19 protein-coding genes are annotated in these 23,452 nt (G+C 59.9%); 7 read left to right on the forward strand and 12 right to left on the reverse strand.

The features are described 5' to 3' along the window. Nucleotides 1–719: 719 nt before the first annotated feature. On the reverse strand, nucleotides 720–1,130 hold the full coding sequence (locus tag Q1A20_RS24225; RefSeq protein WP_299406721.1) for a nucleotidyl transferase AbiEii/AbiGii toxin family protein: 411 nt from the start codon (nucleotides 1,128–1,130) through the stop codon (nucleotides 720–722). A 467-nt stretch (nucleotides 1,131–1,597) separates the two neighbouring features. On the opposite strand from Q1A20_RS24225, the gene Q1A20_RS24230 reads away from it, so the two are divergent. Both Q1A20_RS24230 and Q1A20_RS24235 read left to right on the forward strand, forming a co-directional pair. Continuing rightward, nucleotides 1,598–2,830: an MFS transporter gene (locus Q1A20_RS24230; protein ID WP_299406718.1), complete on the forward strand. Its 1,233-nt coding sequence runs from the start codon at nucleotides 1,598–1,600 to the stop codon at nucleotides 2,828–2,830. Continuing rightward, nucleotides 2,827–4,980, forward strand: a complete 2,154-nt coding sequence (locus Q1A20_RS24235; protein ID WP_299406716.1) for a TonB-dependent receptor — start codon at nucleotides 2,827–2,829, stop codon at nucleotides 4,978–4,980. The genes Q1A20_RS24230 and Q1A20_RS24235 overlap by 4 nt, the downstream gene beginning before the upstream one ends. Before the next feature lie 59 nt (nucleotides 4,981–5,039). Here the strand turns inward: Q1A20_RS24235 and Q1A20_RS24240 are convergent, their stop codons facing one another. After that, entirely contained in the window at nucleotides 5,040–6,344 is a 1,305-nt protein-coding gene (locus Q1A20_RS24240; protein WP_299919262.1) for a SidA/IucD/PvdA family monooxygenase, read from the reverse strand. A 1-nt stretch (nucleotide 6,345) separates the two neighbouring features. Next, a complete protein-coding gene (locus Q1A20_RS24245; RefSeq protein ID WP_299919265.1) occupies nucleotides 6,346–7,446 on the reverse strand; it encodes a hypothetical protein in 1,101 nt (366 codons plus the stop codon). A gap of 93 nt (nucleotides 7,447–7,539) precedes the next feature. Here Q1A20_RS24245 and Q1A20_RS24250 point away from each other — a divergent pair, with 93 nt between their 5' ends. The 4 genes from Q1A20_RS24250 to Q1A20_RS24265 all read left to right on the forward strand — a co-directional run bounded on the left by Q1A20_RS24250 (nucleotide 7,540) and on the right by Q1A20_RS24265 (nucleotide 13,441). Further along, nucleotides 7,540–9,186, forward strand: a complete 1,647-nt coding sequence (locus tag Q1A20_RS24250) for an IucA/IucC family siderophore biosynthesis protein (protein ID WP_299919267.1) — start codon at nucleotides 7,540–7,542, stop codon at nucleotides 9,184–9,186. Then, complete coding sequence (locus Q1A20_RS24255) at nucleotides 9,183–10,058, forward strand: GNAT family N-acetyltransferase (protein WP_299919270.1); 876 nt, start codon at nucleotides 9,183–9,185, stop codon at nucleotides 10,056–10,058. The genes Q1A20_RS24250 and Q1A20_RS24255 overlap by 4 nt, the downstream gene beginning before the upstream one ends. Then, on the forward strand, nucleotides 10,055–11,806 hold the full coding sequence (locus Q1A20_RS24260) for an IucA/IucC family siderophore biosynthesis protein (protein WP_299919272.1): 1,752 nt from the start codon (nucleotides 10,055–10,057) through the stop codon (nucleotides 11,804–11,806). Before Q1A20_RS24255 ends, Q1A20_RS24260 begins: the two co-directional genes overlap by 4 nt. Before the next feature lie 534 nt (nucleotides 11,807–12,340). Further along, a complete protein-coding gene (locus Q1A20_RS24265; protein WP_299919274.1) occupies nucleotides 12,341–13,441 on the forward strand; it encodes a hypothetical protein in 1,101 nt (366 codons plus the stop codon). 17 nt (nucleotides 13,442–13,458) lie between these two features. Here Q1A20_RS24265 and Q1A20_RS24270 read toward each other — a convergent pair whose 3' ends face one another. The 5 genes from Q1A20_RS24270 to Q1A20_RS24290 form a co-directional block, all read right to left on the reverse strand. Then, nucleotides 13,459–13,908, reverse strand: coding sequence for a YrhA family protein (locus Q1A20_RS24270; protein WP_299406698.1), 450 nt, complete (start codon nucleotides 13,906–13,908; stop codon nucleotides 13,459–13,461). 68 nt (nucleotides 13,909–13,976) lie between these two features. Then, the gene (locus Q1A20_RS24275) at nucleotides 13,977–14,315 is read right to left on the reverse strand and encodes a hypothetical protein (RefSeq protein ID WP_299406695.1); all 339 of its coding nucleotides are present in this window, start codon (nucleotides 14,313–14,315) and stop codon (nucleotides 13,977–13,979) included. A 61-nt stretch (nucleotides 14,316–14,376) separates the two neighbouring features. Beyond that, entirely contained in the window at nucleotides 14,377–15,336 is a 960-nt protein-coding gene (locus tag Q1A20_RS24280) for a HAMP domain-containing sensor histidine kinase (RefSeq protein ID WP_299406693.1), read from the reverse strand. Then, nucleotides 15,333–16,025: a response regulator transcription factor gene (locus tag Q1A20_RS24285; protein WP_367180963.1), complete on the reverse strand. Its 693-nt coding sequence runs from the start codon at nucleotides 16,023–16,025 to the stop codon at nucleotides 15,333–15,335. Before Q1A20_RS24285 ends, Q1A20_RS24280 begins: the two co-directional genes overlap by 4 nt. A 12-nt stretch (nucleotides 16,026–16,037) precedes the next feature. Continuing rightward, nucleotides 16,038–17,495 (reverse strand): DUF4173 domain-containing protein, encoded by a 1,458-nt coding sequence (locus Q1A20_RS24290; protein WP_299406690.1) that lies wholly within the window; start codon nucleotides 17,493–17,495, stop codon nucleotides 16,038–16,040. 844 nt (nucleotides 17,496–18,339) lie between these two features. Here Q1A20_RS24290 and Q1A20_RS24295 point away from each other — a divergent pair. Next, nucleotides 18,340–19,251: a hypothetical protein gene (locus Q1A20_RS24295; RefSeq protein ID WP_299406687.1), complete on the forward strand. Its 912-nt coding sequence runs from the start codon at nucleotides 18,340–18,342 to the stop codon at nucleotides 19,249–19,251. Between the two features lie 314 nt (nucleotides 19,252–19,565). Here the strand turns inward: Q1A20_RS24295 and Q1A20_RS24300 are convergent, their stop codons facing one another. The 4 genes from Q1A20_RS24300 to Q1A20_RS24315 form a co-directional block, all read right to left on the reverse strand. Further along, nucleotides 19,566–20,345, reverse strand: a complete 780-nt coding sequence (locus Q1A20_RS24300) for an alpha/beta hydrolase (RefSeq protein WP_299919277.1) — start codon at nucleotides 20,343–20,345, stop codon at nucleotides 19,566–19,568. A gap of 936 nt (nucleotides 20,346–21,281) precedes the next feature. Then, the gene (locus Q1A20_RS24305) at nucleotides 21,282–21,782 is read right to left on the reverse strand and encodes an SRPBCC family protein (protein ID WP_299406683.1); all 501 of its coding nucleotides are present in this window, start codon (nucleotides 21,780–21,782) and stop codon (nucleotides 21,282–21,284) included. 85 nt (nucleotides 21,783–21,867) lie between these two features. Further along, nucleotides 21,868–23,097 (reverse strand): sigma-70 family RNA polymerase sigma factor, encoded by a 1,230-nt coding sequence (locus tag Q1A20_RS24310; RefSeq protein ID WP_299919280.1) that lies wholly within the window; start codon nucleotides 23,095–23,097, stop codon nucleotides 21,868–21,870. Further along, on the reverse strand, nucleotides 23,094–23,447 hold the full coding sequence (locus Q1A20_RS24315) for a YciI family protein (protein ID WP_299406678.1): 354 nt from the start codon (nucleotides 23,445–23,447) through the stop codon (nucleotides 23,094–23,096). The genes Q1A20_RS24310 and Q1A20_RS24315 overlap by 4 nt, the downstream gene beginning before the upstream one ends. Between the last annotated feature and the right edge of the window lie 5 nt (nucleotides 23,448–23,452).

The following is a 23,452-nucleotide window of genomic DNA, read 5'->3' on the forward strand; positions in this document are numbered from 1 at the left end:
AAACAGGCCCACACACGACTGCATCTGACAGACGATCAAATCAGCTCAAAAATGTCTTGCTATGCAGGAGACATCCACACAGGACGTTCAGTTATCCTGTAATGGATGTTGTATCCATTGGAAGGCAGCAGAGGTCTTTAGTGAGCGATTAAGGCGGGAATATACTGTGCGAGAAATAGTTGCCGGATGCATCGTGAAAAATGAGGTGCTTTGGAAATACTTCAGACCAGAGAGATACATCTCGACTCTGAGCGACAGCTACATCTATTTTGAGTCTGCTACGGTACGCGCGGCTCAAGGCAGCGTCGTTAGTTGCCCCCGGCGATAAACCTTGCGATGAACGGTCAAGGTCTACGTTTGGAACGCCTTTCTCGTCAAAACCAAACAATTCATCGGGTTGTCGGATTTTTCACGTTCATAATGTCTTGGAGCTCATCATAAGCCCAAGCAATACTCTTCTTGTCACGCTCGCCTTTGGCAATTGTGTAGGCGAATTTGTAGAAACTGTCCGGAAAGTCTTAGTCCTCAAGGGCGTGGCGAATCCACGCGGCGTTAACAATTTGATTGGTGTGATGGGTCAGGTTTAAAGGCTTTACCGGATCATCTTACTCCAGGCTTGGGTTGTACGCGGCGCATACTCGTTGCCCCCAAGTTGTGGTCTCGCCGCAGCTCTCCTATCGCCAGCGGCATCCTTGACTTCGATTGGTTCCGCCGGGAACTTAGTTGTGCGCAGCATTGGCACGGTCTTGAGGGTTTGAGGTCCTCTCGATCGGCGTGTCGAAAGACAAAACATCTGATTGCAGCAGACCGGCTTCACGCATTCTCTGATAATCGTGCGTTAGTGCTTCAAGTGCTTCGCCTGACGGTATGAGGTAGAGTGCACCGGACACAGCGGCTTGGCAGTTAATGACATTTCCGTCCTGATCGGTCTCCCGAAAGAAATGCTGCTTGTGATTGGCAAAGTCTTCCGCAAGTCGGCAATCAACGATCGCTTCGCTCGCAATGGCTATGCAATCCAGGCAATCGAGATCGTACCAGTGGCGCGCACAGCGGCCTCCTCCGCAAAACGTACCTTTTAAGCAATAGGCGTGAATAGCCGTGGCCTTTTCCCAGAATGTACACTCGGGCAAGCCGCTTGTCTCCACCGTAGGTGAAGCCGCAGAAAGGCGGACGACACCTCGGTGACGGCGGCAACCTCCAGCACATACAGGTTCTCGGGACGGCCGCGCCGCACCTCCGTCCAGGCGATGTCGATCTGAGCCCCGAGATGGCGGTACACAGTCTCGCGCAGGACCGTCAGGTCAACGGGGCGAGACGCCGTCAACAACAGATGCAGGCTAAGGGCCAAGGTTTCCTGCCACAACTAGTCCAGAATACGGCCGTTCGGGTCCCGCAACAGCCCGGTGTTTTCCGCCATATCCATCCCCCTCATTCTGAGGTCTGGCAGTTGGCTAACACCCTGCCGCTCTAAATGTGTGCGGCATGCGCGGTGGCCAAGACAAATCCGACAAAAAGAGTTGCCTTTTGGCAGCCGGACATGATTTATGGCGGCAGTCAGCATTTTGCCAGCAAAAAACCCCTCTCTTGCGGACCCCCGATGCTGGCACTTCCTTCGTCCCGAATCTCCACCGCGCTGCTGGGCCTCTATCTGGCGCAGGCCGTGCCACTCTATCTGGTGGCGGCCGCCCTGCCTCCCATCCTGCGCGCCCTGGGCGTTGGGCTCGACACCATAGGCAGTCTCGGCGTGCTGCTGGCCCCCTGGGTGCTCAAGGCGCTCTGGGCCCCTTGGATCGACCAGCTCGGCCGCACACGTCTGGGACGCAAGGGGGTGATCACGATCTGCCTCGCGATCACGCTGGTTTGCATCGGCGCGCTGTCCGCGCTGCACCCGGTCGAGGATGCGGCATCGTTCTTTCCGATCCTGATGATCATGTCGGTCTCCTCCGCGACACAGGACATCGCGTCAGACGGCTGGGCCATCGAACACCTGCCACCCGAAGAACAGCCCAGCGGCAGCGCCCTGCAGGGCGGCGCCGTGGCTTTCGGCGTGCTGATTGGCGGGTCGGGCACGTTGATCCTGCACGACCTGATCGGCTGGTCCGCAACACTTTGGACCGTGGCCGCGATCACCCTGATCTGCATTACGCCCTTCCTCGCAACCCCCGAAACACATGCCCGCTGCCGCCTGCCCGCGGATGACGGCGCACCGGGCCTGCGTCGTTTTCTGTCAGCGCAGGGCGCCTGGGCCATGCTGGGGTTTGCTCTGATCTTCCGCCTGCCGGAAGGGTTGGTCAAAGCGCTGGAACAACCCTTTTTGGTCGATCAGGGCTTTACGCTGTCGCAGATCGGTGCCATCTCCGGCGGCTCAGCGGCCGCCGTGGGCCTCGGCGGCGCTTTCATGGGCGCGCTGATGATCCGCTGGTGGGGGCTGACCGGGTTCCTGATCTTCCTCATCTGCGGGCGCACCTTGGCCTTTGCCGCGTTCTACAGCGCGGCCACCCACGGCATGGCTCCGTCCGTCCTCATCGCCCTGTCCGTCTGTGACACTTTCCTGCGCTATATCGAGATCACCGGCCTCTTCACCGCCTTCATGCGGTTTTCCTCGCTGAAACAGGCCGGAACCGACTTCACCCTGCTCACCAGCGCCACACTCTTCATGTATATGGCCGGCAGCATGATTGCGGGCCACATGGCCAACGCCATGGGCTACGGCCCCGTCTTTCTCATCGCAACGGCGCTGTCGGGCCTGACCGGCTGGATCGCCCTGCTGCTCCTGCCGGTGCAGGTTCGACGCACGCCCGTTCCCACTCTCACGAGGACCCCAACATGATGTCGACCCGAAGGCTTCTCGGCCTCACACCCGGCCTGCTGCTCTGTGCGACCCCCTCGCACGCCCAAGACACCGAAACCCCGCTCGATCTGGGCGAGATCGTGATCGAAGCGCTGCGCACCGGCGCCACCGAAAGCGCCATTCCCGGAACCGTGCAAGTGGTGGAGGCGGAAGACATCCAGGCCCAGGCGCGCGCGGGCAAGACTCTCTCAACGATCCTCTCCGACCTCGTACCGGGGCTCGCGCCTGCAAACGGCACCATCGGCGGTGCAAGCCAGACCCTGCGCGGGCGCACGACACAGATCCTCATCGACGGCGTGGCGCGCACCTCCGAACTGCGCGGGTTCGACCGCGAGCTGGCGCTGATCCCGACCGCCTCGATCGAACGGATCGAAGTCGTCAAAGGCTCTACCGCGCGGTTCGGTAATGGCGCCACGGGCGGGATCATCAACATCGTGACGAAAAAGGCGGGCGAAGAGGACGGCCGCACCACCCTCGACACGAAGCTGTCGTTTCAGACCCGCAACGACAGCAGTCTCGGCTATGGCACCACCTTCACCCATGATCGGCGCATTGGCGATCTGGGTCTGCGGCTGGAACTCTCGGCCGAGCACAGCGGGCTGTCCTTTGATGGATCAGGCCAGCGTATTCCCTCCGACCCGCTGGTCGGCCAGGGCGACGATCAGGACGCGGACCGCTACAGCCTTGGCCTCGCCGCCGACTGGGCAACCGGCGTGCACGAGTTCGATTTCCGGCTCGATGCCTACCGGTTTGAGCAGGACATCGACGTCTTCGCCAACTATGACACCACTCCCGTCAGCGTCAGCGACAGGGCCTATACCGGCCAGCCGGTGACCGATGAGGGCCTCAGCGCGAAATTCACCTACACGAACAGCGCCTTTGCCCTGGGCGAACTCGAGGTGTCCGCATTTGCCACGGATGTCAGCCGCCGCTCCGCCTTCTCCGAGCCCAGTGTGGTCAACAATCTCTTCTATTCGGACGGCCCCGGCAGCACGGCGCAGGACCCCGATGCCCAGTCCGAACTCTTCACCAGCACCCAGGGCCTCAACGTCACCGTGCGCAGCCCGGCGGACTGGGCCGGGCGCAACGCCACGCTGACCTGGGGCATCGACATCGGTCACGACGACGTGGAGCAGGAGCTTTTGAACGGCACTGACATCATCGCGCCCATGTCGCAGGAAAACCTCGCCGCCTTCGCGCAGCTCGGCATGTCGCTCGGCGACCGCTGGGAAATCAGCGGCGGCCTGCGGGCTGAGCGGTTCTGGCTCTCGGTGTCGGATTTCACGCGGCCTGATGCGGTGTTCCTGGCCGGCGGGACGCGTCTTGCCTTCCCCGCGCTTGAGGTGATTGGGGGCGATTTCTCCTATGATGCGGTCGTCGGCAATCTGGGCGCCGTGTTCGAAGCCTCGCCCACCGTGGATATCTACGGCGGCTTCAGTCAGGGTTTTTCGATCCCGGATGTGGGCGCGTTCACGCGCCGCGCCCTCGCCTCCAACCCCCTCCTGCCAGGCCAAACGGTCTCTTATGCCCATATCGGGCCTGACGCACAGATCGTGGACACCTGGGAAATCGGGACCCGCTACCGCGGCGATGCCTTCAGCTTCGACCTCTCCGCCTATTATTCCACCTCGAACGAAGGTACCGTCTTCGACAGTTCCACCAACCAGATCAGCCAGCAGAAGGAGCGGATATGGGGGGCCGAGTTCGTGGCGGACTACCGGCTCAGGGACGATTGGGACATCGGCACGAACCTCGCCTATGTGGAAGGAGAATTCGATGACGACGGCGACGGGCGCGTCGACAGCTGGCTGCCCAATAGCCGCATCCCTTCCACCTTCACCGCGGGGCTCTTCACAGACAGACGCTTTGCCAACGGCCTGATCCTCTCGGGCGAGATCATCTATGCGGGCGGACGCGACAAATCCGGCCATCCGGAGCTTGACGATATCACTACTGTCAACGTCAGCGGCTCCTACCCGGTGGGCGCAGGCCGTCTGACGGTTGGGGTCACCAACCTCTTTGACAGCACCCAGCTTAACCCGACGGCAAGCAGCGTACGCGAAGACCCGGATGTTCTGGTCCGGGACGAAGGGCGGCGCATCGCCATCAGCTACGCCGTCACCTTTTGACCCCCTGTCCGTCCCGACCCAGCTCTGCCGGTTCAGGACGAGCGACGCGCTTCAAAGCCTCACGCGCTGATCCGCATCTCGCGCCCTGAGGCTGACCGGGTCCAGTCAACCAGCCCACCCTGCGGGCCGTGGAGCGCGGGAAACAACCGTTGACCCGTGACGTCTTCGAGGATCGTCGCGCTGCGCCAAGCCGTCAGGCTCAGTTGCGGATCGCCAATGCCGTAAGATCGCCGCCCGTGGTTCAACCCGTAGATCGCGGCATCATCGGGCCCGTCCCAGACCACACGGTAGGCCGCACCCAACTGCAATGCCCCACCCTTCTCCGTCTCAAGGCGGTCCCGAAGCGGTTCAAGACAGTCGGGCAGCACGGTCCGGAACCCAGTTGCAAGGATCACCACATCCGCGTGGATGACATCCAGCGCCCCAATCGCGTCCTGCAGGATCAGCTGGACCGCGCCCCCTGTCCCCCGAAGCTCTTTCACCGTCTGTCCCGGACGCAATGCAATGCCGTTGTGACAATCGAGATATCGCCGTTGATAGATCAAGCGATACAGCGCATCCGCTGTCGACGGCGTCAGCCCGTCGCTGCTCAGTTTCTGATCTTCGACCAGGCGGCTTTGCACCTCGGCAGGCAACCGCTGGTGTGCCTTTCCATACGCAGGCGTATATATCTGATCGATGAGCCCGCCCTCCTGCAACGCCGAGAAGGCGCTGCGGCGGCTGATCCAGCTGAGCGCTGCCGGGCCAACCACCTTGCCTAGCAGGTCCAGCATGATCTCAGCACCGGTCTGCCCGCCACCAATCACCGCCACACGGCGCCCGGCTATCTGTGGCATCCGTTCCAGATACTCCACCCCGTGAAAACAGGCAGGGCCAAGGGGTGCGCCCTCGGGCACATGCGGCACCGGACCCGTGCCCACGGCAATCGCCCGCGCGGTTACAGTCTCCCCGCGATCGGTCCGCAACCGGAACGCCTGCCCGTCGTAATCCACGTCGCGGATGGCGGTCGCGAAGCGGCAAGATGGCAGGCTGCCCGCCACCCAAGCCAGATACTCGGTGAACTCGCGGCGCGACACCGTATCGAACCGCGCCGCCATGAAGTCGTAGAACCGGCCGTGTTCCACCAGGAAATTCAGGAAACCCCAACGGTTTGTGGGCTGCACCGGCGTCACCAGGTCCTTGAGATAGGAGGTCTGCATGGTGCTGTCGTCGAACGCGAGACCGGGGTGCCAGGAAAAGGCCCGCTTGCGCTCGAAGAACCTCGTTGTCAGATCAGGCAGGCCGTCGGCCAGCGCGGCGAGGCTCAGATTGAAGGGGCCGATGCCGATACCGGCAAGGTCGATACTGTCGCGGTCGTGTGTCATGTCAGGTCCTTTCGATGGCAGAAGGGAAAAGCGCCAGAACAACACCGCACAGGCCGGCCATGGCGAAGGGCGCCGCCGGGGACAGCGCCAGAAGCGCGGCTCCCACGGCGACCCCGAGGGCCAATGACACAATCTGTACGGTCCCGTTCCAGCCAGCGACCTGAAGCTGGGCAAAGTCCTTGCGGGTCAGGATATCGGACAGGGAGAGCGTGAAAAGCGAGGCAGTACTGGCCCCGATCACGAAACTCAAAAGCAGGAAAGCGGCAGGATGCGCGGCCTGGGTCATGCCCCCGGCAGCCAGCAAAAGCCCGAGCGCGACAAGGCGCGCATGGGTTGGCTTGGCGCGCGGCACCAGCAGCCGCAGCGCAAGGAAAAGCCCCGCATGTGCAGCCGCGAGGCAAAGCCCCGCCATCCCGGCAGCCGCTGTGGCAGAGAGATCGAACCGCGCCATGACCAGCGGGGCCAGACCGATCTGCGCTGCACCCACTGCCATCTGGCTGAAGATCACCACACGAAACGCCCCGAGACCCGGCGGGCGGAGTATGGAACGCAGCGGCGGCGCGCTCGCCTTGCGCGCCCGGACAAGACTGACCAGCGCGCCGATCACCCCCGGCAGCAAAGGCGCCAATGGCGAAAGAACCAGCAGCGGTCCTACCGACAGCGCCGCGGCGATCCGCCCCAGGCTTCCAGTCGACTGCACGGCAGCCAATGTCTTTCTGCCGTTGCCGGTCTGAAAGCTCGCCTGCTGAGCCAGCATCATGAGGCTGGCAAAGGACAGCCCCTGCACGCTCCGGATCAGCACCAGAGCGGCCAGAATGAGGCCCGCGGGCTGCATCTCAGGGCGCACCCCCAGCAGCGCCAGCAGCGCCAGATTGCCCAGCATGAGGCCCCACAGCGCGCCCGCCATCACGCGCGAACCACCCAGCAGCCCCACAAAGGGCGGCCCCAGCCCGGCCAGCAGCAAACCCGCCGCGACCGACAGCCCGACCTGGCTTTCCGACAGCCCCAAAAGCTGCGTGAACACGGGCACCATGCTGACCAGCGCGGTCTGCTGAAACGCATAACCGGCAAGAACAGGCCCAAAGAGAAACGTCGGTGACATATTGCGTTGCGAATCCTGACTAAAATACTCAGTAATTGGACAAACCCTGGAAGTAAACGCTCTATCCGGCGATCAGCGAAAGGACGCACATCCGTGAAAACCACAAGATTACAATCGGATACCTCCGCTCTCGATGCGTTTCTAAACAGCGCGCTGCGCGAAGGCATGCTACGCGATCCTCTCCTCGCGAAGGACTATCTGAGCTTTGCGGATCGGACTGGGAGCCGGGTCCGCGTGGGCCTGCGCGCAGCCTCGTCGCTGCGTCACCTCAGCGACGGGCGCATCGACCGCGACACCGGTAGCACCCGCACCGCCGAGAGTGTCGATACTCTGCTCTCGACCCTCTCGGCCGAGGGCGGCGAGCAGTTTCAAGCGCGAGTCCTCGACAGTCTCGAGGCGATCCGCGCAGCCCCTCTGCCCCGCCCGGACCCCGCAAATTGGTCCTTCATCGAGGCGGAGCAGGCCCTGAAGGCCGGGCATCCCTTCCATCCCAACCCGCGCAGCCGGGACGAGATGACCACAGCCGAGGCCCGACTCTATGCCCCCGAGCAGGAAGGTCGCTTTCCCCTTCACTGGATGGCCGCAGACCCGGAGACCTGCATCGCCAGCACCGGGGCCGAACCCTTCCTGCGCAAGCTGGCGCAAAGCGACGGGATCACCGCGCCACAGGGCACCCTGCCCCTGCCTTGGCATCCCTGGCAGGCGCAACGGCTGCTGGCCCTGCCCGACGTGCTGCGCCTGCTGAGCACAGGCCAGTTGCACGACCTCGGGCACGGCAGCGGCGACTGGGCTGCCACCTCTTCCATGCGCTGCCTGCACGGCTGGCACGCACCGTTCATGGTCAAGACGTCACTGAGCCTGCGACTGACCAATTCCACGCGTCACCTCTCCCTGCGCGAGGTGCGCCGGGGACTACATATCTCGGACCTGCTCGGCTCGGAGCTGGGCCAGCGCATCGCCAGGGATTTTCCCACCCTGCACATCCTGGGCGAGCCGGCTTTTGCCGCCCTGCGCGGCCCCTCCGGCGAGACCATGGAAGAAACCATGACAGTGTTGCGCAGCAATCCGTTCCGCGATCCCGCAGCGCCCGGCCCGCATGTGCTGGCCGCCCTCTGTGAGGCCCCGCCCGAAGGGCTCTCCCCTCTTGGCTCGCTTGTGGCGACGCTCGGGGCCAATGCTGCGCGTCCCTGGTTCCGCCGCTTCCTTGATGTGGCGATCTGGCCGTTGCTGGAGTTGCGGGCGCGCTACGGTCTGCTCTTCGGGGCGCATCAGCAGAACCTGATGCTGCAGCTCGCAAGCAACTGGCCCGCCGCCGCCTGGGTCCGCGACTGTCAGGGCACCGGCCATCTGGCCGAGTTTAACGACCTGCTGACCCGCGCCTCACCGGGCATCGGCGAGGGGTCGGAAAACGTGGTGGACACCGAGCTCGGCGACGGGCTGGTGATCTATTACCTGGTGGTCAACAGCGTGCTGAACACGCTTGCAACGCTGGTGCTCGATGGGCTCGCCCGCGAGGACGAGTTGCTCGATGATTGGCGGGCGTTTCTGATCACGTCGCGCGACACGACCCCCGGCGATGCCACGCTCTATGAGCGGTTGCTGACCCGCCCGACCCTCACCTGCAAAGGCAATTTCGCCACCAGCCGCAGCGGCGTGAACGAGGCCGACGGCGACGCACGCGGCCAGCTTGCCAGTTTCTTCGACCTGCCAAATCCACTCCGGGAGACCCTGACCGCATGACCCTTCAACACAGCACAACCGACATGGACACCCCCCCACGCGATGCAACGGGGTTCGCCCGCTGGGTCGAGGCACGGTTTGCCGCAGCCCCAGACCTTGCAGCACTTGATCTGCCCCGCGACACCGCCCTGCCCACTGACCTGCCCGGCTATGTGACCCGGGCCGAGGATCACCTGCGCATCCACCGCTCCGGCTTTCTTCAAGATCCGGCACTCTGGCTGCACCACCGGCCACGTCAGCGCACAACCGCAGGCCTCACGGACGGCCCGGACGGGCGGGCACATCCGCTGCGGCCCACCAATCCCGAAGGTTTGGTCTATGAACGGGCCTTCGCAGATGCGGGCGTGACCGTGTCATTCTGGACGGTCGATCTCGACCGCGATCTCGATATGTTCCACCGGTGGCAAAACGACCCGCGCGTTGCCTATTTCTGGGAGGAAGACAAATCAAAGGACGCGCTGCGCGACTTTCTTCAGGACCGGCTGTCCGACCCACACAACCTCTCTGTCATCGGCGCCTATGATGGCAACCCGGTTGGGTACTTCGAGATCTATTGGGCCCGCGAGGACCGCCTGGGCGCCTATTACGACGCCGGGCCGTGGGATCGCGGGTGGCATGGGCTGATCGGTGAAAAATCGGCCCTTGGCCGCCGCCGGACCTCGGCTTGGATCCGGGCGCTGACCCACTACATCTTCCTCGATTGCCCGATGACCGACCTTGTCGTGGGCGAGCCGCGCGTCGACAACGCCAAGCTGCTGCGCTATGCCGACCAGCTGGCCTATCGCAAGATCAAGGAGTTTGACTTCCCGCACAAGCGCTCCGCCCTGATGCATTGCGCACGGGATGACTTCTTCAGCCGGGTCGCCCTGTGACTGCTCTGTTCGAGCGCGCGCAACGCGAACTCCTGGCCAAGATGCTCAGCGAACTGAGCTGGGAGGAGCTCCTGCACCCCACGGGTGACGAGGTCTGCCAGCTTGATCTGGCCTCCGGCCATCGCTACAGCTTTCGCGCCACGCGGCGGATCTGGGGCAATCTGGACATCGACCCGCAAAGCCTCCGCGTGGATGACGATGCACCACCATGCCCGCTCCAATTCACCATGCATGCAAAGAGCGAGCTTGGGATGAGCCCCGCGACCCATGCCACCTTCCTGCGCGAGCTGTCGAACACCCTGCGGCAAGACGTCGAACTACTGCGCCTTTACGGTGAGGCTACGGCGGAGGAGATGATCCGCTGGCCCGCAGCGCGACTGCACGCCGCGCTGAACGGGCACCCGAAGGCCGTCGCCAACAAGGGGCGTCTGGGCTGGGATGTTGCCGCACTTGAGGCCTATGCCCCAGAATATGGCCAGCCAATCCAGCTGTCCTGGCTCGCGGTTGAGAGGCAGCATGTGCAAAGTGGCGGCTCAGGTGATCTAGACGAGCGCGCCGTGCTAAGGCGCGCCCTTGGGACCGACACCCTCCGCGCGCTGACGGAAAGGGCCCACCAGATGGGCGCCGGACCGGATTACGCCCTGATCCCCGTGCATCCCTGGCAATTGCAGGCCCATCTGGCGCAGAGCTTTGTCGCCGAGCGGGTGCAGGGGCAGGTGATCGACCTTGGCCCCAGCGGACCTGCATTCCTGCCCACACCTAGCCTGCGCACGCTGACGCCGGCAAACGGCGGCCCCCTTGACGTGAAACTGTCGCTGGGCATCCTCAACACCTCCGCTTGGCGTGGCATGCCTGGCAAGTACATCACCCATGGCGGGGCGATTTCGGACTGGCTGGATCAGCTGGTCCGCAACGACCGGGTTCTGGCTGATCGTGTCATCGTTCTACGCGAGGTCTCCGGCCACTGGGTGCGCCACCCGCTGATCAGCCAATGCCCCGAGGCACCCTATCGCCATCACGAGCTTCTGGGGGCGCTTTGGCGGGACAACGCCGATCATCTTGCTGGCACCCACAGGCGGGCAATCATGGCCAGCGCCCTGTTCCACGTCGGTGCCTGCGGCACACCGCTTGCTGTGGCACATGCCCGCGCTGCGGGCGTGCCGCTCGTCAGATGGCTGAAACGGCTGTTCACCGTGACAGTTGCACCCCTCTGGCATGCTCTGTGCCGCTACGGCGTCGGGTTCATCGCGCACGGTCAGAACATCACAGTGATTCTCGAAGACGACATACCGGTGGCTATGGCTCTGAAGGATTTTCAGGGAGATCTCGACCTCGTCGATGTGGATTTCCCCGAAATGGCGGCTCTTGATGCGGATATCCGTGCCCTTCTGCCACGCAAGCCGCCCGCCTACATCGTGCATGACATCCAAACCGCCCATTTCGTGACCGTTCTGCGCTTTCTCTCCGCCGCTCTGGCCAGGTCCGGCGCGCTGGAGGAACGCGTCTTCTATGATTGTCTTTACGAGGTTCTTCAGGCCTATAAATCCGAGCATCCCGACCTCGCGGCTCGTCACGCGCTGTTCGACCTCTTTGGTGCAGCGATGCCGAAAGTCTGCATCAACCGCGTCCGCTTTGTCATCGGCTACGAAGACAGCGCGGAGCGCCCTCTGCCGGCGCGCGGTACGGATATGGTCAACCCTCTGGCGCTCAAATCTGCCGAATGGACGAATATCAGGCAAGTCGGATGATCGGATCAAACCCGCGGTTCACAGCTGTGAAAAGAGGTCAGTGTTGAACCCTGCGTCATTGACTGTGATGGCGGTGGCATAAGGGTCTTTGCTGATATCGGTGATTTCTTCACAGCCCTGGCTGAAGGCTATAGGGTGACCGATCAAGGGGACGCGGTCGAAGTTAGGATTCGCGAAAGGCCTGTCTAAGTCGCGGATTCGATGGATCGCCGCAACATACCGGGCAATCGTCTCTGCCGGGGTTGCGTATTGCAAGTTTTTCTTGGCCGCTCGTTGAGCGGTCTTGCGACAGCACTGAGTTTTGCTTGGCTGTACGCCCCGCCCCGATAAAGGTCGAGCGCGCGTCGGGCGTTGTTCTCGTTCTTGGAACGGCTCATCCGGTAGAATTTACATTGCCAGATTTTTGGAATTCGGCGATCCATATCGCTGACCCAGGCACTGCCTGCATTGCGTCGCCATCACGATCCGAGGGGTAGGCGGCGCCCCGTCTGGGCTGTACGATCACCTAGCGGGATTGTAGTGGAGTTCCTTCGAGTGACCCCGAACAGATATATCTCACTTCTTATTCTGTCGGCTGTGTTGATCACAGGTGGTACTCTGGTTGCAACGGACAGCCCGCTGACCGGGAGAGTCCTGACGCGGGTTGAGGCGACCCGCTTGGCAGACCGGACGGACGAACCCGGCCTTGCGATCCATGCCATCGAGGGGCGCGGCGATCACACCCGGGTCAGCTTCATCCGTGCCGATGATCCGGTACCGCTGGCTCCCCTTCTCATCAAAAGGTGCGATGCATCGCGGTGCCTGCGCGAACTGGTTACATCTCTCTGGGCGCGGGATGTGCAGCGCGAGGTCGCCGATCATATCCTCAAGAGATTCGACGGCTGTGGGCTGGCCCCGATTGCCGTTCCGGAGATCGCCCTGCGATGGGGAACGAACCCGCCAACGCGGGAACGGCCTGTCGGTGAAAGTCTGGATCTCGACGCGACGCTGCTGCTTGATTCAGCGCAGATCGAGGGCGATATCGCGGGATTTGAGACACTCGCCAGGACGTGCATGAAGAAACTGACGCAGGCGCCAACGGACAATCCCGGCTGGGCGTTGATCACCGATGACGTAACGATTTTGCTCCGCGCCCAGCCATTGGCAGCGGGTCACGTACCGCCGCAGGAAAGGCCCGTGCTGCATCCCGGGCCTTACGCGGGGCAGCGGCACGATGGGTCCCCGGTGAGAAAGTATGGTCCGACCATCGAGTATCGGTTGTCCATTGAGAACGGTCGGATGACGGCCAGACCAACGTCGATCTCCGTGCCCCCTGAGATGAGGGAAAACCACATCCGTGTGGCTCTGAAGCAACCGCTCCTGGCCTGGCTGGCGAAGACCAAACCGGATCTAGGTGCCGACGGCTTCACGTTCAGGGCCGGCGACGCGCAAGCTGTTGACGGGTCCGCGGATCTTGGCCGTATCTTCGTTGAGGTCACCGATACGCAGACATCGGAACCTGCGGTCGTCTCAGCACTGGTTGATCTCAAGGCACCGCGGGCGGAGGGGTTTGAACTGGTTTCCGAGTTCGGATTCGAGCCGGTCATCGACGTCCCATCCCTGCATTTCGATCTTGAAGAGCTGCCCGATGAGTAGATGAAGTCGCGCTGCAGCTATCCAAGGTGGGATGTCAAATAGGTCTCGATCATCGCACCGGCGGAAAGGAACCGTTCCGTGACCTCTCCCGAGACGCGGTCTCGGCCGACGGCATTCTCTCCGAGCAAATCCACGGTCAGGAGGTCCATGCCTGTTTCACCAAGGATGACGTAATCTTTGTGATCCCCTCCCTCACGCCATGCCAGATTGGCTGCAACCAGGCCCTGCCAGAAACCCGCCGGACCGGGTGCGTCGGGTGACTTGTTTGCTCCATAGAGGATCAAACCGTTGAAGTCCGTGCCGTTTGAAAGAGACAGGTAAGTCAGAAAGTCATCAGGCAGCCGCGCCGACAATCGGGTCTCAGCCTCCAACCGCAGTGCTTCGATTTGATCAGGCGCTGCAGCACCCTGAAGAGGTTCGTAAGCCTTGTCCTGCTCAGCCCCAACTCTTGCCAAAAGATCTTTCATCGCGAGTCCTTCAATCCGATCTCACAGCCCATAGCTCAGTCGCAATTGGCCGCCTTGTCAGTACAGATCTACAGACAGACGCCGCCGTAAAGAGCGTCGATCGAACTCACTGTGCCATCGTCGTCCATTTCCCAAAATATGCGCCAGATGGTACGGCAGGGAAAACCGTTCTTCCAGAATGATGCAACGTTATTGTCGCTATCGATTGCAAAGCCCTGCGCTTCTAGCTCGGTGATGATGTGGGTAGCCGCGATCGGTGTCGGAAACAACGCGCGAACCCGGGCCCGAAGCTCTTCAGTCGCCGCATGATCTCGCGAAGGCAGCCCGCGGCCAATCTCCGGCACGCGCTTGAAAGGCTCGAAAACGACGACAGCGAGTGCCAGCACCAACGCGGCGACAAGAAACATAGTGAACCCTATCGACGGTTGGCCTGCCTTTCGCAGCATGTGTGCAAACTGCCACGGGTAGTCAGCTAAATTGAATGGTGAATGTGGCACCATCCTGTGTTGAGACGGCAGTGATCCGGCCACCGTTTGCATCCAAAATGTTCTTCGTAATCGCGAGGCCCATCCCGGTCCCTCCGTTATCGCGGCGGGTGGTAAAGAAGGGATCGAACAGATGCGCGAGATCCGCGGCAGGAATGCATTGACCATCGTTTGAGACGGTTAGCGTCTGATCGACTTCCAGACTTGGTCTGAGGGAAACACTCTTGGCCTCATGCTCAACCGCATTGCGGAGGAGTTGTTGGAGTACAATCAGTAAACCGTCTTTCGAGATGGGAAAAACCTTGGATGTATTCGTCAGCTCAATCGCCAAATTAGGGAAAGCCTCTGTGAGCGGTTCTTCCAAATCAGCCAATCGGCATGTCCCAACATAGCGGGTTTCACGGGCGCGCGCCGCCGTGCGCAAGGCTTCGAGTTGCTTTTGGATGTTTTGTGCGGCGTGATCAATCTGAGCGACGAGGTGGTGGCTCTGCTGGTCATCTACCGGGCCATCTCCCAGCAATTCAGTCGCTGCGACGATCACCGAAACAGGGGTCTTGAGCTCATGGGTTACGTGATCCGTGTAGGACCGGATGGAGGCCTCTCGGTCTCTTAACGCCTCTGCCATTGCAATGACACCTTTGGCGGTGCGTTGGATTTCTTGGGTGCCGTAGTGTTTGAGGTCCGTCGTGGTGTCGCCTTTCAGATGAGCGGAGGCATAGGCCTCCAACCCTCTAATGGGGCGCAAGAGGAGGCGCACCAGAAGCCATCCCAAGACCGCCGTCAACGCCGTGATACACAGACCAAGAAACATCGCGGCATTGCGAAATCCGATTTCTGGACCGATGTAGCGCAGGAGAATCAAACCAACGAACGAAAGACCCAGTGTACCAAAAAGCGCCCCACCGAGCACGAAGTTGAGTGTTGGACGCCAACGTCGGATCATGTCGTAGTTACCAATCTGACGCCTTGGCCATGAACGGTTTCAATAGGGCTGTCGTGCCCGTGGCTTGCAAGCTTTTTGCGCAGATTACGCAGGTGGCTGTCGAGCGTTCTGTCGGAGACGAGGCTATTCGGCCCCCAGATTGCTTGGATCAGTGAAACCCGGGGCACCAGAACTCTTGACGAGAGCATCAGCAGCTCGAGAATCTTGTATTCAGTCGCAGTAAGTGCGACGGGCTGACCATGAACACTGCACCGTTTCTCCGCGATGCCAAGCGTGATCGATCCGACAATTAGACGTTGTGCTAGTTGGGTATTGTTATCAGACCGCTTCAGAATGGCTTTCACCCGCGCCACCAATTCACGCGGGCTGAAGGGCTTTGTCACATAGTCGTCCGCCCCCATCTCAAAGCCCAGCACCTTGTCGATTTCGTCCTCGCGCGCGGTTAAAAAGAGGATCGGTACGTCGGATCGTGTGCGGATCTCCCGACAAGCAGCAAACCCATTAAGATGCGGCAGGCCGATGTCGAGAACGATCAGGTCTGGGGCCTCGCGGAACACATGGGTCACGGCATCCCGCCCGTTGGCTGTGGTCTGCACCACATATCCTTCCCGCTCTAGCGCAACGGTCAGAACGTTGCGCAGACCTGGGTCATCATCAACGATGAGGATTTTCACAGTTTGGGCCATCATATTGGCGCAACCTTACGGGAGCGCCCGCCACGTCCGAAAGCCCCATTTCTGCCAAGTCTCTATTTGTGGGATCTTGAAGCGACAATAGTTGTCGCCATAGCCGGTTTCACCAACGGTGACGTGGCGATAAATCCCGCTCGTTGCATTTAGGCGGCAGAGATAACCGTAGTCAGGATCGGCCAGGGTAACGTTGTGATCAACGATCACCTTTGCGAAATTCACAAAACAAGCACCATAAAGCACTATACCTGCCAGACCCGCGCACCGCAGCAAGAGCCACGCATTCGATTGGCTTCGATGCACCTGCCAAGCCGTCAGTGCCAATCCAGCGGCGACGAGGCAGATCCATATCTGCGCGTAGATGCGCATGTAAGTCAGTCCGTAGACATTAATGTAGAGTTCCAATCGCAAAAGGGCTGATCCGCAGACCACGATATTTTGTCCGAGCCAAAGATACATAAGGGGGCGCATCGCGGCGGCCTCGTCGAGATATGGTCGGGCCGTCAGGGCAAACGCCCCAGCGAAAAGCGCCATCGCAAAGAGCGGATAGGCACCACGATGGGCATATTCAGCGTAGCTCATACCCGCCGGTAACGCAGTGTCGCCAAGGATGATGGAAAGATCCAAAACCGTTTGGAGGGCGATCAAAGCATTGAAGAGCCAGAGCGATCGGATCACCGATCCAGCGTTGATGCCAAACTTGGTGATGTTGATCTTCATCTCAGGGCATGATGGAACCTCTCCCAAATCCCCGGCCAGAATGGGCCAAGCCAGAAGCGCGATGCCACCCCAGAACAGAACGCGCCGTAGCACTTCCGCGACGTTGAGGTTTGGCGCATCAATTGTCCAAAGCAATGGGTTTGCTTCGATCAGAAGGGCGCTAAAGACAAACGCGCCGCCGACCGGAAACGCCCAGTTACTGCATATAGAGGCAAAATGGCTCCGATATCCCGGCCGATAAACTGAGACGGTCAGGCTTTTGAGTGCGAATAAGGGCAAGCGAATCCAAGCAATCGGTAGATGCCTCAGAAGTCCGATCGCTTGCCCTCCCGCTGACCTGAGAGCTTGGTCGGGCACTTTCACCGAAACGACTGCAAGCGCTGTTCCAATGACCAGAAACATGAAAGATAGCAACTGAACGTATTCTATGGCCGGAGCCGCGCTGACTATCAGGATTGTGCAGGCTCTCCTCAATCCACTTTTGTCCGGAGCCTTGATCTTGACAGCTGCAACCAAGCAGGCTGCAAAAAGTGGAAGCGAAACGCCAAACCCACCGTTCCAAAATAGCGTGTCCGCGGCGGCGATGATCAAGAGCAGCGCAAGTATCGACCGCGAAGGAATCTGAGAGATCGCGAAACCTGTTTCGCGACGAGGCGCTTTGTTTTCCAATGCAGCCGGTTCCGCATCCAGCCACCAAGAGTCTTGCCGTATTGAGTCTGGTATCCCAGAAATGACCAACTGTTCCCGCATGTCCCGTCCCTTTTCAACGTTTGGTTGGGGGAGGTAATGACACGGGCTTTGCGAAGACCTCGTGCAGCAATTGTGCAGGAAGTGTGCAGATATCTGTACGTTTTGGCCTTGCACCGACATGCAAAAGCAATTTTTTCGGCACCGCTAACAAGCCCCGCAGCAGCAACGGTCAACTCTATCCACAGCAGGCTACTGGGAGTCGCGTGGCTTCACCGGCAATCCCTAACCCACCCTCAGCCGACATTTATAGCAGCTGCGGCATTCAACAGATTGGACTCTCTTATCATCTCCGCCGCGGTCTTCATGAACGGCCGCTTTGCAACCTGGGCCAGGAATGCTTGACGTTTGGGCCAGAATTAAATGACGCAATTCGTCGATTTGTTGAGGTTTTAGCGTTCGATTGAGTCAAAGATTCGCGACGTTCCACACACATTGTTGGACGTCAGACGAAATTGACCTTTGCTTCATAAACTGACCTGATCCTTGCCCGGACCCCTTTGGGTTGTTTCATTTGATCCCGTTTCCCAATCGGAAAATCGAGGGTGATTTGAAGGTCAGACGGCGACGCCGCCTGCTCCTGCAAATCTGCCACGTGGCGAACGCGGGAGGGGCGAGGCAATGCTATTCGACAAAAGTGGTGCGGCCCGCAGCGATCTGTCGTGGGCTCGCAGCCACCAACGAGCTTCCCTGAGCAAGAGATTGATATACCCCAGGGCACTCTGATCGTCCCATTTGGGCGAGCTTGCTTGGGAGGCCTATTCGAATGACGAAGCGGTACAATTTGTCCTACCTTCACAGGGATTGGAGTTGTTGACCTGTCCGCCCTGCAGAAAGGGATGCCCTTATGCTTCGCCAGTTGCCAATGACGGCATTGCTTGTCCTGCAGCCCTTTTTTGGTCATGCAGACCCGCTTTCGGTTCTGAATCTCGACCGCGACGCCACCACTGTTTCCGGGCTTTCCAGTGGAGCCTTCTTGGCAGTTCAAATTCAGGTGGCGTTTTCTCAGCGTGTCGTCGGCGCGGGTGTGGTCGCTGGTGGGCCCTATGGATGCTCGGATGGCAGCGTGTTTCGTGCGATACGGGTATGCATGAACGCTTTCTGGGGAGAAGCCGATGCCGAGGCTGCGCTAGAAACTATTCAAGAGCTTTCCGAGGCCGGGCAAATAGACGATGTCTCCCACCTCACCGCCGATCAGGTATATCTATTCCACGGTGAAGCTGACGATACTGTCGCGCGCGCCTCCATGGACGCAGTGCGACAGACATTTGCCTTGCTCAACGTACCAGCAGATCAAATTTTCTATGAGACCGAGATCAAGGCCGGCCATGGTTTCGTCACCGAAGATGGGAGTCTTGAATGTAACATCACGCGACCGGATTTTCTGATCGACTGCGACATTGATCAAGCAGGTGATATCCTCAACCAGCTTTATGCCGATCTTCTACTTCCGAAAGAACCTCGCGATGAGGGGCTGATGTCCTTCGATCAGGCTGAGTACCTGGGTGGTGCAGTTGGTATGGACGACACGGCTTTCGTATATGTTCCCGAGGCCTGCACTGCTGGTGCCCTCTGTCGTCTCCATATTGCGCTCCACGGCTGCCAGCAGGGTCGCGAACGGATCGGAGACGCGTATGCTGTTCTGACTGGATACAATAGATGGGCCGAGGCAAATCGCATTGTCTTGCTCTACCCGCAAGCGCTCACCATACTCGCGCCGTGGTGGAACTGGTTTGGTGGCAATCCGAACGGTTGTTGAGATTGGTGGGATTATGCTGGCGACGATTATCTGAGCCAAGACGCCCCTCAGATCGCAGCTATCGCGCGCATGGCCGCCGCACTCGGCGCGCCGTTCTTAGATTAAGGGAGCACCCTATTCCCGGTCTGGTTTTCAGGAAAAACTCTGTTTGCGGCCCATTCCAGCCGTTGGCCAATGGGTCAAGATGCTGCGGCGCGGCCCGTCAGAGTCGCCATTCGCTGCAGTTGCAAATTCTCGAACCAACGGAGCTTACAGTCTGCGGGACAAACTGAGCTTTCGCTACGGCTGCGCGAATGACTGCTTGGCTAACCACTTCAGGTAATAGCGTTGTCTAGCAAACAGTAAAAACTGCGCTTTGCATGAACTTCTTGCCACGGCTTATGTCCGCAGCGCTCAAGCTCGACGAACTGTGCTTCTGGAAGCGATGTTTGCAATGGAAGTCGAACACCTTCTGACGGTCTTGGGTCGTAGTCGCCATGGATTGCCAAAACCGGGCATTGAATGTGCGACAGTGCCTCTACCAACGCGCCACTTTTTCGCATCTCGTTGGCTTCGGCCCAAACCGACCCATGAATAGCCGAGTCAAATTCAACGAAGGGAAGCGGCGAATTATCCCGAAAATAGGTATCTGCCACGTCACTCAATTCAATGAATCGAGCAATGTCGGCGACCCCGCCTTCTTCTGTGCGTAACGCCTCAAGCTCTATCTTTTGTTCATGGGTCAAACGCGAATTTTTCATGGCTCGGATCGCCGAGGCAAAGCGCGCCTCGAAGGGACCACTGCCCACGAGGATAAGGTTCCTGATCAGAGCGTTGTGGCGTGCAGCAAACAAACATCCGAGCCAAGCACCCCAAGACCATCCGATTACAACAACGGGTGGCGAACAGTACGCGTCGATCTGCGACCTGAGTTCATCAACCTGAGCGCTCACTGAGCGACCCTTCTGGAAAGGCTCCAGGACGTCATGGCTCCTTCTGCCAAGTTCCCGTGCAAAGGGTTCGACCTCTCCTGCGCCACCTGGACCACCGTGAAGCACTACAACACTTGAGGGTGTGTCACCGTACTGGCGGTAGTCCTGCCGGATTTCAATCATTCAACAATGATAGTTGCTTGGACCAAGCATTACCAACCAGGCGGACATCTAAGCATTTCGCGGTAAAACCTGGCTTTCGCTGCTTCTGAAGAAAAATCTGGTCTTCAAATGTTACCTATATGCTGCAGTTCAAGCTCACCAAATCCTGATGATCTGCCCCGGTGGGCGAAACTTGCTTGCCTAGAAGCCCCGTGTGAAAGTTCGGAGCATGTTTATCCCAAAACGAAATCACAAATCTGATCCGGAAAAGCGATGGCAGCAACCGGACCGTATCTTCTTTGGCTTTGGCGCTTGTCACATCTTGACCGGCGTATTTCTGACAGAGCCAAAGTTCAGCGACTTCTACGGGGAGTGGATAGTACCCGAGGAAGGCTTCAGTGGCACGCATATGTACACGACAAACGGCGCATATGCCTTTGACTATCACGGGTTCTCATGTCGAGAGAGACTGTTGGCTCGATTTTGGGCTGGTTACATTAGAAGATATCCAGGCTGGGTTGCACAGACCGAGAGGATAAGCTTCCCGCTCCTATGCACAAGGGAACTAAATTGCCGGAAGCACCTTGGGCCGGATCAGTATTTTGGAGACCCAATTCTGCGCGCGAAACGCTTCATTTCTTCAAAACGGATACCGCCAGCGATGTTTGGCTGACGCTCTCGTTGCTGTCATTCGTGCGCAGCGCAGCATCACGTAATATGGGCTCTTCGCGGTCGTTAGATCGGCCGCAGCATGTTGAGCTGCCGGGTAAAGCTAAACCCGAAAGGACGGCCCATTCCCGACATTGGGCACCCCGTCGGAATGCGGCATTCGCAGCCCGCTCAGCGGCCATTCGCTGCGCGTGCAGAGTATCAATAGAGAAGACGCTCTGATTATCTTGGAGCAAAACGAAAAAAGGCGGACCAAGAGCCCGCCTTCGTGATGAATTGTGTTTGCCTCTATGCCAGAGCTGCGATGTTTTTGAGGCCGAGTTCATAGGTTTTGCCGAGCATGCGGTCCATGAACAGGCCGAAGATGCGGAAGACGGGGTTGAAGCCCATGTCGGACGTGACGGTCCATGTCACGCGGGCGCCGGTGTCGGTGGCCTTTGCTTCGATGGTTTGCACGGGCTTGCCCATGGCGCCAAGGTCGATGAGGTGCATGACACGGGTGGCGGTGACGTCCGTCACGGTCTGCGTCCCTTTGCCTTCCTTGCCCTCAAACCGGAAGCCGGAGCCGACGCCTGCTGCGGGGCCAAATGGTGTGATCTTGAGGTCAGGATCGGTGGTGCAATAGGGGTTGAAGGTCTGGAAGCCTTCGGTGCTGGCGACGCGGGCGATGACGTCTTCGGGGCGCATGGTCACGTCTGCCTGGCGGGTCACGATGACTTTGCGGGGCAAGAGCAGTGCGATGAGGGCGATTGCGGCGATGATGGCGATAATTGTGTAAGCGATGGTCATTGGTCTGGTCCTCCTGGTCCGTTGCACGGGAGAATTTTTCTCCCTTCTGCTCACATGACGAAGGCCATGGCCGCCAATCGACATCTCACGCCATTTTTTTTTGCAGCCCCGCGATTTTCTGTTCCAGCCACAGTTTGGACGGGCGATCTCGACACAGCGAAATAGCCTTTGCGTAGGCTTCGGCCGCATCAGCCGTCCGCCCAATCTCTGCCAGGCAATACGCGCGCACGGCATGGAACGGCTGGTACGTGTCCAGCCCGGCGAAATCGATGACGTCCAGCATTCTAAGACCTTCGCTGGGGCCGGCATCCTCTGCCACGACCGCGGCGCGGCTGACGGCCCCGCCGATGGACGGATAGGCGTGCATCAATCCCGCATAAAGCTGTGACAATGCCAGCCAGTCGGTTTTTCCCGTGACAGATCGCGCGGCGTGCACGGATTGTATCGCAGCTTCCAGCTGAAACCGACCAAGGGCAGTTTGAGGGACGCGCTTTAGCGATGCCTGCGTCAACAAACTCACTGAACGCTCGATGAGTTGGCTGTCCCAGAGTTCGACATCCTGCTTCGGCACGGGCACGAGAACGCCATCAATAACGCGCGCGTCGCGCCGCGCTTCAATGAATCCGATCAGCGCGGTAAGGCCGAGCGCCTCGGGATTTTCAGGGGCCAGTTCAGCCAGGATGTTCGACAGAAAGAAGGCCTCGTGGCTCAGGTCGCCATCTCCTTCAAGCCAATCTACTGCATAGGCCCCATAAACGGCTTCCAGGACAGCGCCCATGCGCTCCGGGTACGCTTCCGGCTCAGGCACGACGAATGGAATACCAGCCGACTTTATCTTTTTCTTGGCCCTGACAAGGCGCTGCGCCATCGCTGATGGATTGACCAGAAAGGCCTTGGCGATCTGCTCTGCCTCCAGCCCCAGAACCGTCTGAAGCATCAGCGGTGTGCGTATGCCCTCATCAATGGCCGGGTGGGCGCAGACAAAAAGCAGTTTGAGCCTGTCATCCAGCTGCGCGTCCTCGGGTTCGATTGCTTGTGCATCGGCCATTTCATTTGCCTCGTCTGTGATGACCAGACGGGCATCACGGCGCGCCTGATCAATGCGTCTGTTCTTGGCCACGGTCAAAAGCCAGGCCTCCGGTTTGTCGGGAATGCCGCGCTCCGGCCATGTTTTCAGGGCGGACACGAAGGCGTCGGCAAGCGCATCCTCGGCGGCGATGATGTCGCCCGTGCGGTTGGCCAGCATCGCGATGAGCTTGCCGTAGACGGCGCGGGCGACATCTTCCGCCCGCGCCTGTGCGCCGGTTAGGCTCACAAGCTGCCCATAGCGGAGGCGCGGATTTCCAGTTTGCCGTAATGCACGTGGGGGCATTTCTCGGCCCATTTCATGGCTTCATCGAGGTTCTCGACCTCGATGGCAAAAAAGCCGCCCAGGGTCTCCTTGGTTTCCGCGAACGGACCATCCTGGACCCGTTTCTCCCCGCCCGCCAGCGTGACGGTCGTTGCCGTGTCCGCCGGGTGCAGCCAGTCAGTGTCAACGAAGACACCAGCCTCCTGAAGGGCACCGATATACTGGCCGTAGATTTCCTTGGACTTGGCCCAATCCTCTTCGGTCATGTTGGCGGCCATTGCGGGGTCGGAGTAGAGAAGAAATGTGTAACGCATTGTTA

The sequence above is a fragment of the uncultured Roseobacter sp. genome (assembly GCF_947501835.1).
Taxonomy (GTDB): Bacteria; Pseudomonadota; Alphaproteobacteria; order Rhodobacterales; family Rhodobacteraceae; genus Roseobacter.

Bases quoted from the DNA above. Each gene is read 5' to 3' on its own strand.
- Q1A20_RS24230 (WP_299406718.1), top strand. From the start codon at position 1,598: ATGCTGGCACTTCCTTCGTCCCGAATCTCCACCGCGCTGCTGGGCCTC.
- Q1A20_RS24235 (WP_299406716.1), top strand. From the start codon at position 2,827: ATGATGTCGACCCGAAGGCTTCTCGGCCTCACACCCGGCCTGCTGCTC.
- Q1A20_RS24240 (WP_299919262.1), bottom strand. From the start codon at position 6,344: ATGACACACGACCGCGACAGTATCGACCTTGCCGGTATCGGCATCGGC.
- Q1A20_RS24245 (WP_299919265.1), bottom strand. From the start codon at position 7,446: ATGTCACCGACGTTTCTCTTTGGGCCTGTTCTTGCCGGTTATGCGTTT.
- Q1A20_RS24255 (WP_299919270.1), top strand. From the start codon at position 9,183: ATGACCCTTCAACACAGCACAACCGACATGGACACCCCCCCACGCGAT.
- Q1A20_RS24270 (WP_299406698.1), bottom strand. From the start codon at position 13,908: ATGAAAGATCTTTTGGCAAGAGTTGGGGCTGAGCAGGACAAGGCTTAC.
- Q1A20_RS24275 (WP_299406695.1), bottom strand. From the start codon at position 14,315: ATGTTTCTTGTCGCCGCGTTGGTGCTGGCACTCGCTGTCGTCGTTTTC.
- Q1A20_RS24280 (WP_299406693.1), bottom strand. From the start codon at position 15,336: ATGATCCGACGTTGGCGTCCAACACTCAACTTCGTGCTCGGTGGGGCG.
- Q1A20_RS24285 (WP_367180963.1), bottom strand. From the start codon at position 16,025: ATGATGGCCCAAACTGTGAAAATCCTCATCGTTGATGATGACCCAGGT.
- Q1A20_RS24290 (WP_299406690.1), bottom strand. From the start codon at position 17,495: ATGCGGGAACAGTTGGTCATTTCTGGGATACCAGACTCAATACGGCAA.
- Q1A20_RS24295 (WP_299406687.1), top strand. From the start codon at position 18,340: ATGCTTCGCCAGTTGCCAATGACGGCATTGCTTGTCCTGCAGCCCTTT.
- Q1A20_RS24300 (WP_299919277.1), bottom strand. From the start codon at position 20,345: ATGATTGAAATCCGGCAGGACTACCGCCAGTACGGTGACACACCCTCA.
- Q1A20_RS24305 (WP_299406683.1), bottom strand. From the start codon at position 21,782: ATGACCATCGCTTACACAATTATCGCCATCATCGCCGCAATCGCCCTC.
- Q1A20_RS24315 (WP_299406678.1), bottom strand. From the start codon at position 23,447: ATGCGTTACACATTTCTTCTCTACTCCGACCCCGCAATGGCCGCCAAC.